The organism is Sporosarcina sp. FSL W7-1349, assembly GCF_038003045.1.
In the GTDB taxonomy this organism is placed as follows: domain Bacteria; phylum Bacillota; class Bacilli; order Bacillales_A; family Planococcaceae; genus Sporosarcina.
This window is the reverse complement of sequence record NZ_JBBOOK010000003.1, coordinates 215,838-233,716: the sequence shown is the minus strand read 5'-3', so window position 1 is coordinate 233,716 and position 17,879 is coordinate 215,838. Positions and strand designations below refer to the sequence as shown.

16 protein-coding genes, 1 pseudogene and 1 riboswitch are annotated in these 17,879 nt (G+C 47.2%); of the genes and pseudogenes, 1 reads left to right on the top strand and 16 read right to left on the bottom strand.

The window, feature by feature from the left end; genetic code table 11:
- Positions 1-113: 113 nt before the first annotated feature.
- Positions 114-278, top strand: a pseudogene (locus MKY41_RS20840) (type II toxin-antitoxin system RelE family toxin); the annotation flags it as partial.
- Between the two features lie 80 nt (positions 279-358).
- Here the strand turns inward: MKY41_RS20840 and sufB are convergent.
- The 16 genes from sufB to MKY41_RS19565 form a co-directional block, all read right to left on the bottom strand.
- A complete protein-coding gene (gene sufB, locus MKY41_RS19640) occupies positions 359-1,756 on the bottom strand; it encodes a Fe-S cluster assembly protein SufB (protein ID WP_340746674.1) in 1,398 nt (465 codons plus the stop codon).
- A gap of 20 nt (positions 1,757-1,776) precedes the next feature.
- Positions 1,777-2,217: a Fe-S cluster assembly sulfur transfer protein SufU gene (gene sufU, locus MKY41_RS19635; protein ID WP_340746673.1), complete on the bottom strand. Its 441-nt coding sequence runs from the start codon at positions 2,215-2,217 to the stop codon at positions 1,777-1,779.
- A complete protein-coding gene (locus tag MKY41_RS19630; protein ID WP_340746672.1) occupies positions 2,207-3,436 on the bottom strand; it encodes a cysteine desulfurase in 1,230 nt (409 codons plus the stop codon). The genes sufU and MKY41_RS19630 overlap by 11 nt, the downstream gene beginning before the upstream one ends.
- Positions 3,436-4,743, bottom strand: coding sequence for a Fe-S cluster assembly protein SufD (gene sufD / locus MKY41_RS19625; protein ID WP_340746671.1), 1,308 nt, complete (start codon positions 4,741-4,743; stop codon positions 3,436-3,438). Before sufD ends, MKY41_RS19630 begins: the two co-directional genes overlap by 1 nt.
- A gap of 18 nt (positions 4,744-4,761) precedes the next feature.
- Positions 4,762-5,541, bottom strand: a complete 780-nt coding sequence (gene sufC, locus MKY41_RS19620; protein ID WP_445683362.1) for a Fe-S cluster assembly ATPase SufC — start codon at positions 5,539-5,541, stop codon at positions 4,762-4,764.
- A 248-nt stretch (positions 5,542-5,789) separates the two neighbouring features.
- On the bottom strand, positions 5,790-7,010 hold the full coding sequence (locus MKY41_RS19615; protein WP_340746670.1) for a dicarboxylate/amino acid:cation symporter: 1,221 nt from the start codon (positions 7,008-7,010) through the stop codon (positions 5,790-5,792).
- Between the two features lie 210 nt (positions 7,011-7,220).
- A complete protein-coding gene (locus tag MKY41_RS19610) occupies positions 7,221-8,111 on the bottom strand; it encodes a MetQ/NlpA family ABC transporter substrate-binding protein (protein WP_340746669.1) in 891 nt (296 codons plus the stop codon).
- 120 nt (positions 8,112-8,231) lie between these two features.
- On the bottom strand, positions 8,232-8,900 hold the full coding sequence (locus MKY41_RS19605) for a methionine ABC transporter permease (RefSeq protein ID WP_340746668.1): 669 nt from the start codon (positions 8,898-8,900) through the stop codon (positions 8,232-8,234).
- Positions 8,893-9,918, bottom strand: coding sequence for a methionine ABC transporter ATP-binding protein (locus tag MKY41_RS19600; RefSeq protein WP_340746667.1), 1,026 nt, complete (start codon positions 9,916-9,918; stop codon positions 8,893-8,895). The genes MKY41_RS19605 and MKY41_RS19600 overlap by 8 nt, the downstream gene beginning before the upstream one ends.
- A 107-nt stretch (positions 9,919-10,025) precedes the next feature.
- Positions 10,026-10,133: riboswitch (SAM riboswitch) on the bottom strand.
- 50 nt (positions 10,134-10,183) lie between these two features.
- A complete protein-coding gene (locus MKY41_RS19595; RefSeq protein ID WP_340746666.1) occupies positions 10,184-10,483 on the bottom strand; it encodes a thioredoxin family protein in 300 nt (99 codons plus the stop codon).
- A 15-nt stretch (positions 10,484-10,498) separates the two neighbouring features.
- Complete coding sequence (locus MKY41_RS19590; protein WP_340746665.1) at positions 10,499-10,840, bottom strand: toprim domain-containing protein; 342 nt, start codon at positions 10,838-10,840, stop codon at positions 10,499-10,501.
- Positions 10,841-11,013: 173 nt separating this feature from the next.
- Positions 11,014-11,397, bottom strand: a complete 384-nt coding sequence (gene gcvH, locus MKY41_RS19585; RefSeq protein WP_340746664.1) for a glycine cleavage system protein GcvH — start codon at positions 11,395-11,397, stop codon at positions 11,014-11,016.
- Between the two features lie 72 nt (positions 11,398-11,469).
- Positions 11,470-11,829, bottom strand: coding sequence for an arsenate reductase family protein (locus MKY41_RS19580; protein WP_340746663.1), 360 nt, complete (start codon positions 11,827-11,829; stop codon positions 11,470-11,472).
- A gap of 87 nt (positions 11,830-11,916) precedes the next feature.
- Complete coding sequence (locus tag MKY41_RS19575; RefSeq protein WP_340746662.1) at positions 11,917-13,704, bottom strand: acyl-CoA dehydrogenase family protein; 1,788 nt, start codon at positions 13,702-13,704, stop codon at positions 11,917-11,919.
- Positions 13,705-13,732: 28 nt separating this feature from the next.
- A complete protein-coding gene (locus MKY41_RS19570) occupies positions 13,733-14,908 on the bottom strand; it encodes an acetyl-CoA C-acetyltransferase (protein ID WP_340746661.1) in 1,176 nt (391 codons plus the stop codon).
- 539 nt (positions 14,909-15,447) lie between these two features.
- Entirely contained in the window at positions 15,448-17,832 is a 2,385-nt protein-coding gene (locus MKY41_RS19565) for a 3-hydroxyacyl-CoA dehydrogenase/enoyl-CoA hydratase family protein (RefSeq protein ID WP_340746660.1), read from the bottom strand.
- Between the last annotated feature and the right edge of the window lie 47 nt (positions 17,833-17,879).

The window sequence follows — 17,879 nt, the reverse complement described above, 5'->3', positions numbered from 1 at the left end:
CGTGGGTAGAGTATCAAGGAAATATGATTTTTGGTTTTCTACACGATAATCCAAATATTCTTTTTGAATAAACAAGAGAAAGCTATACAACGGCGGGAGTCCACCGCTTTGAAAGGGTTACAAGACCTCCCCCGCCTACCGGAAATAGTAAAAAGCTGAAAGGCGTAGATGAAACGTACCGTCTACGCATGGGATCTTTTCGAATAGTTTACAAAATGGATTACCAAAACAGTGTTCTTAAAGTTATCGGGATAGACAATCGCGGGGACATTTATTAATTCCTAACGTTAGCGATTAAAAAAGAGCAGCTATTCCCCATTGGGTTTAGCTGCTCTTTTCTATATGGCGGATAAACAGTTTAACCGATACTGCCTTCCATCTCGAATTTTATCAAACGATTCATCTCTACCGCATACTCCATCGGCAGTTCTTTCGTGAATGGTTCGATGAAGCCCATGACGATCATTTCAGTCGCTTCCAACTCTGGAATTCCGCGGCTCATCAAGTAGAAGAGCTGCTCTTCGGAGACTTTGGAAACTTTCGCTTCGTGCTCGAGTGAAATGTTGTCGTTCAGGATTTCATTGTATGGAATCGTGTCGGATGTCGACAATTTATCCATGATGAGTGTGTCACACTCGATGTTCGCGCGAGCGCCTTCTGCACGGCGTCCGAAGTGGACGATTCCGCGGTATGTCACTTTCCCGCCATGTTGGGAAATGGACTTCGATACGATCGTGGATGACGTATTCGGTGCCAAGTGCATCATTTTCGCTCCCGCGTCTTGGTGTTGGCCTTTTCCTGCCAATGCGATGGACAATGTCAAACCGCGTGCGCCTTCGCCTTTCAAGATACAAGCCGGATATTTCATCGTCAGTTTGGAACCGATGTTGCCGTCGATCCATTCCATCGTTGCGTTCGCTTCACAGACCGCCCGTTTCGTAACGAGGTTATAGACGTTGTTCGCCCAGTTTTGGATTGTCGTGTAACGGCAGTACGCATCCTTTTTGATGATGATTTCAACGACCGCACTATGAAGTGAGTTCGTAGTATAGACAGGTGCTGTACATCCTTCTACATAGTGAACGCTTGCGCCTTCGTCGACAACGATTAGCGTACGCTCGAACTGCCCCATGTTTTCCGAGTTGATTCGGAAATAGGCTTGTAGCGGAGTATCGACCTTCACGCCAGGTGGTACATAGATGAAAGAACCGCCCGACCAGACCGCCGAGTTCAATGCCGCGAATTTATTATCCGTGTTCGGGATGACTGTGCCCCAGTATTTTTTGAACAATTCTTCGTTTTCGCGAAGAGCAGAGTCCGTGTCTTTGAAGACGATCCCCAAATCTTCGAGATCTTCTTTCATATTATGATAGACAACTTCGGATTCATATTGGGCAGAAACCCCTGCAAGGTATTTCTGTTCCGCTTCCGGGATACCAAGCTTGTCAAACGTACGCTTGATCTCTTCCGGAACTTCATCCCATGAACGCTCTGTCGCTTCGGAAGGTTTAACATAGTATGTGATCTCATCGAAGTTCAAAGAGTTCAAGTCGCCGCCCCATTGTGGCATCGGCTTGCTGTAGAAGATTTCGAGGGACTTCAAGCGGTAGTCCAACATCCACTGTGGTTCCTCTTTCATCTTAGAGATCTCTTCAACAATTTCACGCGTCAATCCACGTTCCGAACGGAAAACAGATACGTCTTTGTCCGCAAACCCATATTTGTAATCGCCGATTTCCGGCATTTTTTTAGCCATTATCTTTTTCCTCCATTCCCTTATTTTTCGGCGTCGTTTCCGACACCTTTTTCCATGGCTTTCCAAGCGAGCGTCGCGCATTTGATACGGGCCGGGAATTTAGCAACCCCGGACAACGCTTCGATATCGCCTAGATCGAGGGAATCATCAACTTCCTTGCCTAACATCATATCCGAAAAAACGTGGGCGATTTTCACAGCATCATCGACATGCTTCCCTTTGACCATCTGCGTCATCATAGATGCGGATGCCATGGAAATGGAGCAGCCTTCGCCTTCGAATTTCGCATCTTGCACGATGTCACCTTCCACTTGAAGAGTCAAATGAATGACATCGCCGCAAGTCGGGTTGTTCATATCGACCGTGACATTGCTGCTGTCGAGAACTCCCTTATTCCTTGGATTTTTATAATGGTCCATAATGACGGACCGATACAGTTGATCTAACTTATTAGTAGACATCGCTGAAATACTCCTTTGCAGCTTTAAGTCCATCCACGAGGAAATCTACGTCTTCCACTGTGTTATAGATATAAAAGCTTGCCCGGGCCGTGGCCGATACATCCAGCCACTTCATCAATGGCTGCGCACAATGATGGCCGGCTCGGACGGCAATGCCGTTCATGTCCAGCACTGTTGCCACATCGTGAGGATGAACCTCTTCAAGATTGAACGTGACGATGCCGGCACGCTTTTTCGGATCTTGCGGACCATAGATGGTGATGCCTGCAATTTCAGACATACGCTCCATCGCATATTCCGCCAGTTCATGTTCATGCCGTTCAATGTTCTCCAAGCCGATCTCCTCGAGGTAATCAATCGCCGCCCCAAGCCCGATGGCACCCGCAATGATCGGAGTCCCGCCTTCGAACTTCCAAGGCAGTTCTTTCCACGTGGAGTCATAGAGACCGACGAAGTCTATCATTTCGCCACCGAATTCAATCGGCTCCATTTTATCGAGCAGCTCTTTCTTTCCATAAAGGACACCGATACCAGTCGGTCCACACATCTTATGTCCTGAGAAAGCCAAGAAGTCGCAATCCAGTTTCTGGACATCAAGCTTCAGATGGGGCGCCGCTTGGGCACCGTCAACGACCATGACGGCGCCATGAGCATGCGCAATCTCCGTAATTTCCTTGATTGGGTTCATGGTGCCAAGGACGTTCGACACGTACATGACGGAGACAATTTTCGTCCGGTCCGTAACAGCTTCCCGGACTTTATCCAACGACAATGTTCCATCTTCGTCGAGGTCGATATATTTTAACACTGCGCCTTTTTCCTTCGCCAATTGCTGCCAAGGGATGATATTGGAATGGTGCTCCATGTAAGTGATGACAATCTCATCGCCCTCACCTACATTTGCTCCTCCATAGCTTTGGGCAACAGTGTTCAGGCCCGTCGTGGCACCACGCATGAAGATAATCTCTTCCGTCGACTTGGCGTTGATGAATTTACGGACTTTTTCACGTGCCCCTTCATACCCTTCTGTCGCACGGTTCCCGAGGGAGTGCACACCGCGGTGTACGTTGGAATTATCGTATTTATAATATTTGCTAATTGCCTCGATCACTTGCAACGGCTTCTGGGATGTAGCGGCACTATCTAAGTAAACGAGTTTGTGCCCGTTAATTTCCTGATCGAGTATTGGGAAATGGTTGCGGATCTCTTTACTGAGCATTAGCGCACTTTCCTTTCAATAACCTCCGTCAATTGCTTCTTGACACTCTCGATCGGCAATTTGCTGACGACCGGCGCCAAGAATCCATGAATTACGAGGCGTTCTGCTTCTTTCTGTGAAATACCACGGCTCATTAGATAAAACAATTGCAACGGATCGACCCGTCCGACTGAAGCCGCGTGTCCTGCCGTTACATCGTCTTCGTCAATCAACAAGATCGGGTTCGCATCGCCGCGAGCTTTCTCACTTAACATTAAAACGCGGGATTCTTGGACCGCATTCGATCTTGTCGCCCCTTTCGCGATTCTGCCGATACCATTGAAGATGGAGGAGGAAGCTTCTTTCATTACCCCATGTTTTAGGATAAATCCATCCGTATCCATTCCCCAGTGCACGATTTCGGAAGTGAAGTTTTGCTTCTGTTCACCACGACCTACGACTACTGTCTTCATATCACTGGAAGATCCGTCGCCGATAAGATGTGTGATGTTTTCCGAAATTGTGTTGCCATCGTTCATCAGTCCGAGCGCCCACTCGATGCGGCTCGTACGGCCTGTTACTCCGCGACGATTAACGTAAGTTGTCAAGCCTTTTGCCAAAACGTCTACAGCTCCGTAAACAACTTTAGCGTTGTCGCCAGCAAATACTTCGGAAACGATGTTGACAATTCCTTTGCCTTCTTCGACTGTCGACAAGTAGTTTTCCACATATGTGACCGAGCTGTTCGCCTCAGCAACCACTAGTACGTGGTTGAACAAGGAGACCTCTTCGTTGTCATGCAGGAAAAGCACTTGCAGAGGTTCTTCGATGACGACATTTTTCGGAACGTAGACGAACACGCCTCCGTTGACCAATGCCGCATGAAGGGCAGTCAGTTTATGTTCATCGACTTTTACGCCGTCTGTCATATAATATTTTTTCACAAGCTCGCCATGTTCGCGGGATGCTGTGAAAATATCCGTTAGGATGACGCCTTTTGCTTGTAAGTCCTCACTTAAGGAAACAAATGCAGGCGTATTATTATGTTGGATATAGATATTTTTCTGCTGTTCTTCATCGATTAGAGCCTTTGCTTCTTCCGGTAGATCAGCAAGTGTATGATAAACCGTATCTTCGGTCGCATGGACCGGAAATTCGGTGAAATTCCATTTATCGATTTTCGTTTTGTCTGGCTTTGGCAATGGAAGCTGTTCCACTTTCGCCAAAGCGTCTGCGCGGAAATCCGCCATCCAATCTGCTTCATTCATCTTCGCGGAATAGGAGCGGACATCCTGTTCGGTCAATGCCAACTTTGTTTCAACCGTCATTTTATCTCGTCTCCTCCTTTATGCTTCTTGCCCGACTGTCTCGTCTTCGATGCCAAGTTCTTCTTTGATCCAATCGTATCCTTGCGCTTCCAGTTTCTGCGCCAATTCGGCACCGCCGGATTTCACGACTTTCCCTTGCATCATGACGTGAACATGATCCGGAGTAATATAGTTCAGGAGACGTTGATAGTGAGTGATCATCAAGCAGCCGAACCCTTCGCCGCGCATTTCATTGATGCCTTTGGAAACGATTTTCAAAGCATCGATATCCAAACCCGAGTCAATTTCATCAAGAATGGCGAATTTCGGTTTCAACATCATCAATTGAAGAATTTCGTTCCGTTTCTTCTCTCCGCCCGAGAAACCTTCGTTCAGGTAACGCGTTGCCATATCTTCATCCATTTCAAGCAGTTCCATTTTGCTATCCAATTCGCGGATGAATTTCATAAGAGAAATCTCATCGCCTTCTTCGCGTTTTGCGTTGATAGCAGAACGAAGGAAATCAGCATTCGTTACTCCCGTGATTTCACTTGGGTATTGCATTGCAAGGAAAAGACCCGCATTTGCACGCTCGTCCACTTCCATCTCCAATACGTCTTCGCCGTCAAGTGTCACACTTCCGGAAGTCACTTCGTATTTCGGGTGTCCCATAATTGCTTGGGCTAAAGTGGATTTCCCTGTACCGTTCGGACCCATTATTGCATGGATCTCATTTGTATTGATCGTCAAGTTGACGCCTTTCAAGATTTCCTTGCCTTCAATTTCGACATGAAGATCTTTGATTTCTAAAGTTGCCATTCCAATACCTCCAATATGATCAAGTTGAACGAATACTCATTCCAAATTAGTATCATTCTAATCTTACCGTATAAACCCTTCTCATGCAAATCATTGAGAATTCCATTATTTTGACGGCATCTTTAATTCAAGCCATACGTAATGGGGAGATGATCCTATTATTTTATTTTCATTTATACTAGCCTTATTGAGAATCAAAATCAGTAAAAAAATGCCGACGGATCCAGCGTCGGCATGGTGAAGCTTTCTTATTGGGCTTCCATCGTTTTCGGTTCTTCGACGGATGCCTCGACTGCTGGGCTGAATTTATCGACAATAATCGCCAAAGCCCCGTCCCCAGTCACGTTGGTCGCGGTCCCAAAACTATCTTGCGCCATATAGAGTGCAATCATGAGAGCGATCATCGTCGGGTCGAAATGGAGCATCGATGCAAGCAGTCCAGTGGCAGCCACGACGGCTCCTCCCGGAACGCCCGGAGCTGCAATCATCGTGACGCCAAGCATGAGAATGAATGGCAAGTACGCATTGAATGTCACGGGCATATTATTCATCAGCATGACACCGATCGAACAGGAGACCAAGGTAATTGTGCTTCCCGATAAATGGATCGTTGCGAATAAAGGGATCGTGAAGTCAGTGACACGTTCCGACGCGCCTGTTTTACGGGCTTGCCGCAATGTGACAGGAATGGTGGCAGCGGATGATTGGGTACCGATTGCCGTCAAATAGGCCGGCACCATTGTTTTCATTAAAAAGAACGGATTGCGCTTGGAAAGTGAACCCGCAACCGTGTATTGGATCGTCAGCATAACCAAATGAAGTACGATGATCATGGCAAAAACGAACGCAAAAACGGATAACACCTTCGCGACTTCTCCGCTATACGTCATATTCAAAAAGATGCCGAAAATATGCACAGGCAGCAAGGGGATGATGACGTACGAAATCACTTTTTCAATCAAGACATTCAGTTCTTCAAACACCGCTAGCAAGGAAACACTTTTGATTGAGGCCATTCCGATTCCAAATAAGAAGGCTAAAATAAGAGCGGACATGACTCCCATGATTGGCTCCATTTCCAACTCAAAGAACGCAGTCGCAGCAGCCTTCCCTGCCTCTTCAACGACAGAAGCACCTGTACTATGGATAACGTTCGGCAAGATGAACGTTGCCGTGAAAAAAGCAAGGATTCCCGCGAAAATGGTGGATAGATAAGCAAACACAGTGGCAAGACCAAGCAGCTTCCCGGATCCTTTTCCGAGCTTCGCAATCCCCGGCGCGATGAAACCGATGATGATCAAGGGCACGACGAAATTAAGAAAACCGCCGAAAATCATATTGAATGTTGCAAACAGGCGTGTAAAGTTCGTTGCGAGCCCTTCATGTATTGTCGGAAGGAGGAGTCCCAATCCTACGGCCAACCCGATGGCAATCAGAATCCTCCCGATCAGACCAATTTTCCACTTCACTATATGTCCTCCTCAAATGTACAGTTGTATTATTTCATGAGCAAAATTACCTTAACACAACTTTATGGGCTTGGGAATAGTGTAAAAAACATTTGTATTTTTCAATCTTCACTTTTAACAAACAGCGAATGGAATGTCTAGTGGAGGAGGATTAGCCAATACAAAAAACTGTCTCGACACCGGGTTACCGGGTCGAGACAGCCAAGATGATTATGATTCTACTGGAACGACTGAGCCCTTCCACTCCTCAAGGATGAAATCTTGAATCTCTTTTGATTTCAATACCTCTACCAACGTTTTGATCGCATCTTTATTTTCATCACCTTCACGGACAGTGATGATGTTGACATAAGGGGAGTCAGTTTCTTCAAGTGCGATTGCATCTTCCAATGGATTTAAGCCTGCGTCAATTGCATAGTTTGAGTTGATGAGCAGTGCATCGCCTTCGTCATTTTTATACAGTTGAGGCATAAGAGCCGGTTCATAATTCGGATCGAATTGAAGATTTTTTGGGTTCTCCACGATATCATCCAATTCCGCTTTTACTTTCTCCACGTCGTCCTTCAATTTGATAAGACCTTTCTCTTCCAGCATAGCAAGCACACGACCGTGGTCAGCGACGGAGTTACTGATCAAGATAGTTGCGCCGTCTGGCAATTCTTCAAGGCTTTTATATTTTTTTGAATAAACGCCGATCGGTTCGATATGGATGGCGCCTGCATTGACAAATTCATAGCCAAAGTCAGCCATTTGACCTTCCATATACGGGATATGTTGAAAATAGTTCGCATCCAAAGCTTTTGCCTCTAAATCTTTGTTCGGCAATACATAATCTTGATAGGTTTCAATTTCCAGCTCAATGCCCTTTTCCTCTAATAACGGTTTGGCCTCTTCCAGAATAATCGCATGTGGTGTATTGGAAGCACCTACGACAAGCTTAGTCGCTTCTTCTTGTGTGTTATCTTCAGCTTTTTCTCCAACATCTGTTGTTTCTCCAGCATCCGTTGTATCTTGGCCACTCGTCCCCGCATCTTTCGTTCCGCAAGCGGCAAGAGATAGGACAAGTATCGCAAATAAGATCCCAGCTATTAACTTCTTCATCTACTTCATTCTCCTTTATTGTTTAGAATTTATGGTGAACAGGGGACCCGTTACAAACTGCCGACACTCAATCCGACTGTCTACAAGCTGTAACAAGGTTGCCTGTTGTTCCCTAACGTATTACCGTTTGTCCAACTGCTTGACGATCATGTCTCCAATGATTTGGATAATGAAGACGATGATCAATATTAATATGGTCGCCACCAACGTAACATCATTCCGGCCACGTTGAAAACCATCTAGATAGGCAAGGTTTCCAAGCCCTCCCGCTCCGATGATTCCCGCCATGGCGGTATATCCGACAAGCGCGATAGCGGTCACCGTAATACCTGAGACTAGTGCTGGCATGGATTCCGGCAGTAGCACTTTAAAGATGATCGTCCTTGTTTTTGCACCCATCGACTTGGCAGCTTCAATGACGCCTTTATCGATTTCCTGTAAGGCGATCAACACCATTCTGCCATAAAACGGTGCGGCCCCGATGATCAAAGCCGGCAACGCTGCATTCGGCCCACGCATCGTGCCGACGAGTAAAGTAGTAAATGGGATTAGCAATATGATCAGGATGATGAAGGGAATCGAGCGGAATATATTAACGAATGCGCCCGTCACGACGTTGACTGCTCTATTTTTCCATAGCTGCCCAGGACTTGATAAAAACAGCAACACGCCGAGCGCAATCCCGAAAACAAATGTGAAAAACGTTGAAATGGCTGACATATACATAGTCTCCATAGTCGCTTCCCACATTTTGTCCCATTTCACATTTGGAAACATTTCTTCAATCATTGCCGATCACCTCCGTCTGAACACCTTGCTCATGAAGATAGTGAATCGCCTCGGCAATCGGCTTCTTCTCACCAACAAACTGGAGGATCAGTGTCCCATAAGCTCCGCCTCGCGTCGTAGAAATATTGCCTTGCACAATATTGACTTCAATCGGAAACTTTCGGATGAGACTGGCGAGGACCGGCTGTTCCGTCCGTTCTCCAACGAAGACCAGTTTAATCAGTTCACCAGCTGGAATCTCTTTCTTCATATGACGTAAAGCTTGCTTTGCATCGGCCGGCTCCGTTAGTTGGGAAACGAAACGTTTGGTGATTTCAGCCTGCGGCGACTGGAAAACATCCAGGACGTTCCCCATCTCAACAATCTTCCCTGATTCCATGACAGCCACCCGATGGCAAATTTTCCGAATGACGTGCATTTCATGAGTAATCAGGACAATCGTCAGCCCTAACCGCTCATTAATGCTCGTTAACAGATCCAAAATGGAATCTGTCGTTTCCGGATCGAGAGCAGATGTCGCTTCATCACATAGGAGCACCTCAGGATCATTGGCAAGTGCACGGGCTATACCGACACGCTGTTTTTGACCACCTGATAATTCGGAGGGATAGGCATTTTCCCGACCTGTCAACCCTACCAGATCAATCAGTTCCTTCACTTTCCGTTCGCGATCCCCTTTTCGGACCCCTGCGATTTCAAGCGGGAACGCTATATTCTCTTTAACCGTCCGAGACCAGAGCAAGTTGAAATGTTGGAAAATCATACTTACCTTTTGCCGTGCCTCTCTCAACTCTTTGCCTTGAATTGCCGACATTTCCCGACCGCCTATGAAGACATTCCCACTGGTCGGCATCTCGAGGCCGTTCAGCAGACGGATCATGGTACTTTTCCCGGCTCCACTATAGCCGATGATACCGAAAATTTCTCCATCCGCAATTTCAAGCGACACGGAATCCACCGCTCGAATACGAGTTGAACCGGTGCCAAACTCTTTATTGACATCTGATAACCGAATCATCTTTTCACCTCTACAAAATCTATGACATCCGCTGAATAAAGAAAAAAACCTTCCCGCAGACGGCAGAAAGGCTTGACGTTTTCATTAGGAATGAATGTCCATCCGATCTCTCATCTTTCAAAGCGCGTTCGCTTTGCGTGATTTGGCACCATTTCACTTGCGTGACGGTTGCCGGGCTTCATAGGGCACTATCCCTCCACCACTCATAATAAGAGTAAACTATTCAAATGATAAATCAAAATTTAACATATGAACGCTCCAACTGTCAACTGATTTTCTCAAGAAGATATGGAACCGAATGGAAAGCATAGATCTTATGTTCAAGCCGGCCATCCTTCTGAATCAAAAGACAGGGAACACTTTCGATTTCATAGGCCAGTGCCAGAGACTGTTCGTAATTCAAATCTGCTTTGCCTATTGGTAAATCCGGTTTCATGGCTGTGACCACTTCCATCATCTTGCTGGCAACGGCACAGGTGCCACACATCGGCGTATATAAATAATAGACAGCCATTCGTGACTTCTCCATATGCATTTCCCATTGTTCTCGAGTCCAACTTTCCAATTGTTCCTCATTCCTTCAAAATAAAAATTCCGGGTGGATTTTAAAATCTGCACCAAGTAAAATCGTGGCTAATATCTTATAAGGGGTTTTCTCGACTTCCTTATATATTTTGTCGGTATATAAATGGATGAATTCAGGATACTCGCGTTTGAATAACGCTCGGATTTTCTCGCCCGATTCGTCCGCATCCAAAAATACAAAGACCTCGTATTCTTCGTAAGGTTCCACTAATTCTTCCAGTCGATACGTGCTGACCGTGCCGTTTGTACAAATGATCTGGACAGGCTCTGCCAAGACTTTCAAAAGGCGCTTTCGATCCGACCCGCCCTCGACGATGATGATTTTCATCTCTTCCATAGCACACATTCCCCCTGCCGGATTCGTACTATTTCAACGGATGCTTTCAATCAAGTTAGTTTCGGCGTATTGGCACCAGCTTATCACTTATGGAAGTAAAAGATCCGCTCTTTTACCGCTTTAACTGAAAATAAAGTCAAAGACGCCGACACGAGGGCGGCGTCATCTACTAATTATTCACCAACAGTCATTTCTTCGTACGCTTCTGCAGTCATCAGCGCATCCAACTGGGACGGGTCAGAAGCTTCCACGACGATCATCCATGCGCCTTCATATGGCGATTCATTCACCAATTCCGGGCTATCTTCCAATTCTTCGTTCACTTCCACAACTTTCCCGCTGATCGGCGCGTAAAGTTCGGAAACCGTCTTTACGGATTCCACACTGCCGAACGGCTCGTCCGCTTTCACTTCGTCTCCCACGGATGGAAGCTCGACGAAGACGATATCGCCTAGTTCAGATTGCGCGAAGTGTGTAATTCCGATACGGTATTTACCGCCTTCATCTTTTACCCACTCATGTTCTTCAGAATAACGCAAATCCTTCGGTGTGCTCATTTCTAACCCCTCCACAATAGATTCATTCCATTTAATTTTGACATACTCCTTGTATAAAGACAAGAAATGAAATTAGCTTCCCCAGACGTCCTGAAACTGCTCTTCCTTGAACCCCACCGTAGCTTTTTCAGCACTCGCGATGATCGGTCGCTTGATCAACATGCCATCGGATGCCAGCAAGCTGATCTTCTCGTCATCGCTCATCGTCGGCAACTTCTCTTTCAAGTTCAACTCCCGATATTTCATCCCGCTCGTGTTGAAGAATTTTTTTAATTCCAATCCGGACAGCCCGATAATGTTCCGCAATTCTTCTTCCGTTGGCGGGTTTTCAGCAATGTTCACCTCATTGAACTGAAATTCCTTCTCTTCCAGCCACTTTTTCGCCTTTCGGCATGTCCCACATTTCGGATAACCATAATATGTAAGCCCCATGAATTTGCACCTCCGTTTTCTCCAGTATACCAAAAAGCGCCCGGAACCTAAAAACGGATAGGTCCCGAGCACTGAAGTGAGGTCGACTTACACGATATATTTTTCCGCTTCGATCAGCTTTTCCGCCGCTTCCCGTTTTTTCGCAATGATGTTGTAAGGATTCGAGCGGGTCAATTTCCGCAGGGCGGATAGCATCATGCGCTGATTATCCCCTTCCACGGATGCCAATAATGTTTCTTTCGCGTCTTTCTCGATCGCTTCAAATGCTTCCTGGCAGAAGATTTGCGTATAGAGAATTTTTTGCTTCTCCTTCTCTTCCCCGTTCTTCGCAACCGCTTTTTCTGCGCGGAGCAACGCGGATTCCATGGCGAATAGGTTGTTAGCAATATCTGCAATGTTCACAAGCAGTTCCTGCTCCGTATCGAGTTTCGTTCCAAAACGTTGTGCCGCCATCCCCGCTGCCAACAGGCCAATTTTCTTGGCATTTTTTACAAGCACTTTCTCTTGAGCCAATGCCTCTTCGCCAATCTCATCTGGCATCGTCATGAGAAGTTCTTCTTGCAAGCCTTGTGCTTTTTGCAATAAAGGCAACTCACCTTTCATCGCCTTCTTCAAAAACGTACCCGGGACGATCATCCGGTTTATTTCATTTGTCCCTTCGAAAATCCGGTTGATACGGGAGTCGCGATAAATGCGTTCCACTTCATACTCCTGCATGAAACCGTAGCCGCCATGCAGCTGGACTGCTTCGTCGACGATATAATCGAGCACTTCAGATCCGACTACTTTATTGATGGAACATTCGATAGCATATTCCGCGATGGAAGCGGCCACGGCTTTGCCGTCTTTCTGCTGTTCCGGCGTCATTTGGCTATTGCGCTCCTCGAAATATCCAACTGTACGGTAAATCAAACTTTCTGTTGCGTAAAGCTTCGATGCCATTGTCGCCAGTTTCTCTTTCGTCAGATTGAAAGAGGAGATCGGCGTGTTGAATTGCTTCCGCTGGTTAGCATAAGTGATGGCAAGCTCCAATGCACGTTTCGAACCGCCGACCGTGCCGACTCCTAATTTATAACGACCGATGTTCAGAATGTTGAAGGCAATGACATGCCCCCGGCCGATTTCGCCGAGCAGGTTTTCCACCGGTACTTCGGCGTCTTCCAAAATGAGCGTCCGTGTGGAGGATGATTTGATTCCCATTTTCTTTTCTTCCGCCCCGACGGAAACGCCCGGGAATTCTCTTTCCACGATAAACGCAGAGAACTTATCCCCATCGATTTTTGCGTAGACGACGAACACGTCCGCAAACCCGGCATTCGTAATCCACTGCTTTTCCCCATTTAAAATATAATGCGTTCCCGCTTCATTCAATTTTGCTGTTGTCTTAGCACCTAATGCGTCTGAACCGGAGCCTGGTTCCGTCAAGGCATAGGCGGAGATTTTCTCCCCCGTCACCGAGTTCGGCAAGTATTTTTTCTTCTGTTCTTCATTACCGAACAGGACGATCGGCAATGTCCCGATTCCGACGTGCGCTCCGTGTGTGATGGAGAAGCCGCCCGCAACGGATATCTTTTCCGCAATTAGCGCGGAAGAAATCTTATCGAGCCCAAGACCATCATATTCTTCCGGTACGTCCGCTCCGAGCAATCCAAGGTCCCCAGCCGAACGGAGCAGCCGGACGGAATGCTCAAATTCATGGTTTTCTAATTTCTCCACCACGGGGAGCACTTCGTTTTTCACATAGTCTTCCGTTGTCTTTGCGATCATTTTTTGTTCATCTGTGAAATCTTCCGGAGTAAAGACGCGCTCCGCTTCCATATCCTCAATTAAAAAGGCCCCGCCTTTGATCAAATCATTTGTGTGCATTTTAGTCATCTCCGTTTCCTCCTTATATGGTATGGTCTTATAGCATTTCAAAGACGCCTGCTGCGCCCATGCCGCCACCGATGCACATTGTGACGACGCCGAATTGTTTCCCCTGCCGTTTCAGTTCATCTAATAGACGCACGGTCAGGATGGAGCCAGATGCGCCGAGTGGATGGCCCAGGGCGATTGCCCCGCCATTGACGTTGACTTTATCCATATCCAGACCGAGATGCCGGATGACTTGCAAGGATTGGGATGCGAATGCTTCGTTCAGCTCCCAAAGGTCGATGTCTTCCTGTTGAAGTCCTGCGATTTCGAGCGCTTTCGGCACTGCGACAATCGGGCCGATCCCCATCACTTCTGGCGGGACGCCTCCCACTGCAAACGAGCGGAATTTGGCGATCGGTTGCAACCCTTGCGCTTCCGCCACTTCCCGGTCCATCACCAGGACGGAACCTGCGCCATCCGAAGTTTGCGAGGAGTTCCCCGCAGTGACCGAGCCCGTTACTGAAAAGACCGGGCGCAATTTGGCCAACGTTTCCATATTGGTGCCAGGACGGACCCCTTCATCCATCGAGAACATGAATGTATCTTCTTTCAGCTTGCCATCATCCGTGAATGAATGCCGAGTCACTTCGACCGGCACGATGCCGGCGTCGAATTTTCCGGCTGCAATTGCAGCGGCCGCCCTTTCGTGGGAACGGACAGCAAATGCATCCTGGTCTTCACGGCTGACTCCATATTTCATCGCCACTTGCTCTGCGGTATGGCCCATCCCCATATAATACTCCGGAGCAGTTTCCACCAGCTTCGCATTGAGCCGTAACGTATTCCCGACCATCGGCACCATACTCATCGATTCCGCACCGCCTGCGATGATTGCTTGCGATGAACCGATCATGATCCGCTCTGCCGCATAGGCAATCGTTTGCAATCCCGAGGAACAGAACCGATTCACCGTAATGGCTGGAGTGGAATCGGGAAGGCCTGCCAACGCCCCGATGAGCCGCGCCACATTCATTCCCTGCTCCGCTTCGGGCATGGCACAACCGATGATGACGTCATCGATCGGTCCATCATAACCGCCCGCCCGTTTCAATGTTTCTTTTACTGCTATCGCCCCTAAATCATCCGGGCGGACGGTCGCTAACGATCCTTTGCCGGATTTTCCGACCGGTGTCCGGGCCCCTGCTACAATAACTGCTTCACGCATCGAAACTCCTCCTCTATTCCCATTAGTTACGAATCGAACAACGAAGGGTTCGATTTGCCTTAATTTCTGCGCCTTTTGCAGAAATTAAGGCACCCTCGCAATATTAGTTGTGAAATACTCTATTCCAAGGATTTGAATCCTGCTGGATTAGGTTAGTTACGAATCGAACAACGAAGGGTTCGATTTGCCGTATTTCTGCGCCTTTTGCAGAAATTAAGGCACCCTCGCAATATTAGTTGTGAAATACTCTATTCCAGGGATTTGAATCCTGCTGGATTAGGTTAGTTACGAATCGAACAACGAAGGGTTCGATTTGCCGTATTTCTGCGCCTTTTGCAGAAATTAAGGCACCCTCGCAATATTAGTTGTGAAATACTCTATTCCAGGGATTTGAATCCTGCTGGATTAGGTTAGTTACGAATCGAACAACGAAGGGTTCGATTTGCCGTATTTCTGCGCCTTTTGCAGAAATTAAGGCACCCTCGCAATATTAGTTGTGAAATACTCTATTCCAGGGATTTGAATCCTGCTGGATTAGGTTAGTTACGCAGTGGTTTTCCTTTTACGAGCATATGCTGCATCCGTTGTTGCGACTTCGGTTCCGCTACCAAACTTAAGAATGCTTCCCGCTCGAGATCCAACATATATTGTTCGTCGACTAGCGTTCCGAATGGCACTTTCCCTCCTGCCAATACGAACGCCAGCTTCTTGGCAATCTTGAAATCATGGTCGCTGATGAAACCGGAAAGCTTCATCGTTTCAGCCCCGAGTACCATCGTTGCGTAGCCCGAAGCTCCCGTGACCGGTATCTTTTCACGTTTCGGCGGTTGATAGCCATTTTCATATAAGGACAATGCTGCCTGTTTGGCATCGTAGATTAGATGGTCCGGATTGATACTCAACCCATCCGCGAAGTCCAAGAAATTATTCTCTCTCGCTTCTTCACCTGACGTCGATACTTTCGCCATGGCAATTGATTCGAATACTTTATTTACAACATTTTGATAATCAACCGTGACGCCGTTCGGAAGGCCTTTCAAATGCTTCGCATACAGGTTGACGTTTCCGCCTCCGCCCGGAATCAAGCCGACACCCGCTTCAACAAGCCCCATATACGTCTCCATCGACGCTTGGATATGGGCTGCCGGCAAACAGACTTCCGCGCCGCCGCCAAGTGTCATTTGAAAAGGTGCCGCTACGACCGGTTTTGTCGAATATTTGATTTTCATCATGGCTTTCTGGAATGTGCGGACGACGAAATCGAGTTCGAATATATTGTCATCTTGCGCTTCCATCAGAATCAAACCGAGGTTCGCACCGACACAGAAGTTCTTTCCTTGGTTGCCGATGACGAGGCCTTTGTAGTTCTGTTCCACTTCATCTATCGCATAATTGATCATTTGCAAAATATCCAAACCGATCGCATTCGATTGTGAATGGAATTCCAGCAGGGCAATGCCGTCCCCTAGGTCGATCAGGCTCGCTCCGGAGTTCTTTTTAATGACCCCATGCTTCTTTTTATACCGTTTCAAATCAATTACCTTTTCATTGACGGGGACGGGTTGAAATCCCTCGCCATCGAAATAGTACAGATCACTGTCTTCTTCTCTATAGAAAGATTGATAGCCTTGATCAAGCAAGCTTTGGACGAATGGCGGAATCTCATATCCTTCCTCTTTCATCTTCGCGACGGATGGCCCCACACCGATTGCATCCCAAATTTCGAATGGACCTTGTTCCCAGCCAAAGCCCCATTTCATCGCATTGTCGATAGCTACGATGTCATCCGCAATCTCTCCAGTTAGCTGAGCTGAGTAACGGAGCGTCGGAGCGAGTATATTCCAGAGGATTTCACCCGTCCGGTCATTCGCGTACACAAGGGATTTCACTTTATTCGAAAGCCCTTTTTGCTGTTTCGCCATTTCAATTGAAGGCGTTTTCAACTTTTTAGTAGGTTCGTATTCCAACGTCGCTGGATCGATTTCCAAAATCTCTTTCCCTTTCTTCCAATAGAATCCTTGTTTTGATTTGGCCCCAAGCCAGCCGTTTTCAATCATTTTTTTCATGAATGCCGGGACTTCGAATACTTTCTGCTCTTCGCCCTCCGTCTGATCATAGACATTTTTTGCGACATGCATGAATGTATCCAATCCGACAACATCGAGTGTCCGGAACGTCGCGGATTTCGGCCGGCCAATCAAAGTGCCCGTAACCGAATCGACTTCCCCGATCGAATAGCCGCGTTTCTCCATTTCCTGTAATGTGATCAAAAGACCGTACGTCCCAATCCGATTCGCAATGAAGTTCGGCGTGTCTTTCGCTATGACGACCCCTTTTCCGAGCCGGTCTTCTCCGAATTTCGTCATGAAATCCAATACTTCCGGGCTTGTCGAGCTTGCGGGGATGATTTCAAGCAACTTCAGATAGCGCGGCGGGTTGAAAAAATGCGTGCCGAGGAAATGTTTTCGAAAATCTACCGAACGTCCTTCCGCCATCGCTTCGATACTGATACCGGATGTATTGGAAGTGATGATTGTCCCCGGTTTCCGGACCGTTTCAATTTTTTCATATAATGCTTTTTTCACTGCAAGGTTCTCAACGACGACTTCGATGATCCAGTCGACCTCTTTCAGTTGTTCCAGGTCATCTTCCAAATTTCCCACTGCAATGAGGGAGAGGTTCTTCTTCGTAGTGAGCGGTGCTGGCTTTTGCTTCAACAAATTCTGTTTCGCAGCTGCCGCTATTTTATTCCGCACTTGCGGATGGTCGAGTGTCAGACCTTTCGATTCCTCTTCTGCAGTCAATTGCTTTGGAACGATATCCAGAAGCAGGACCGGTATCCCTATATTCGCAAGATGTGCTGCGATGCCCGACCCCATGACGCCTGAGCCCAATACGGCCGCCTTTTTAATTTGATAAGTCACGTGCGATGCCCCCTATTCCTTCATTTGAATGAACACTCATTCATTTA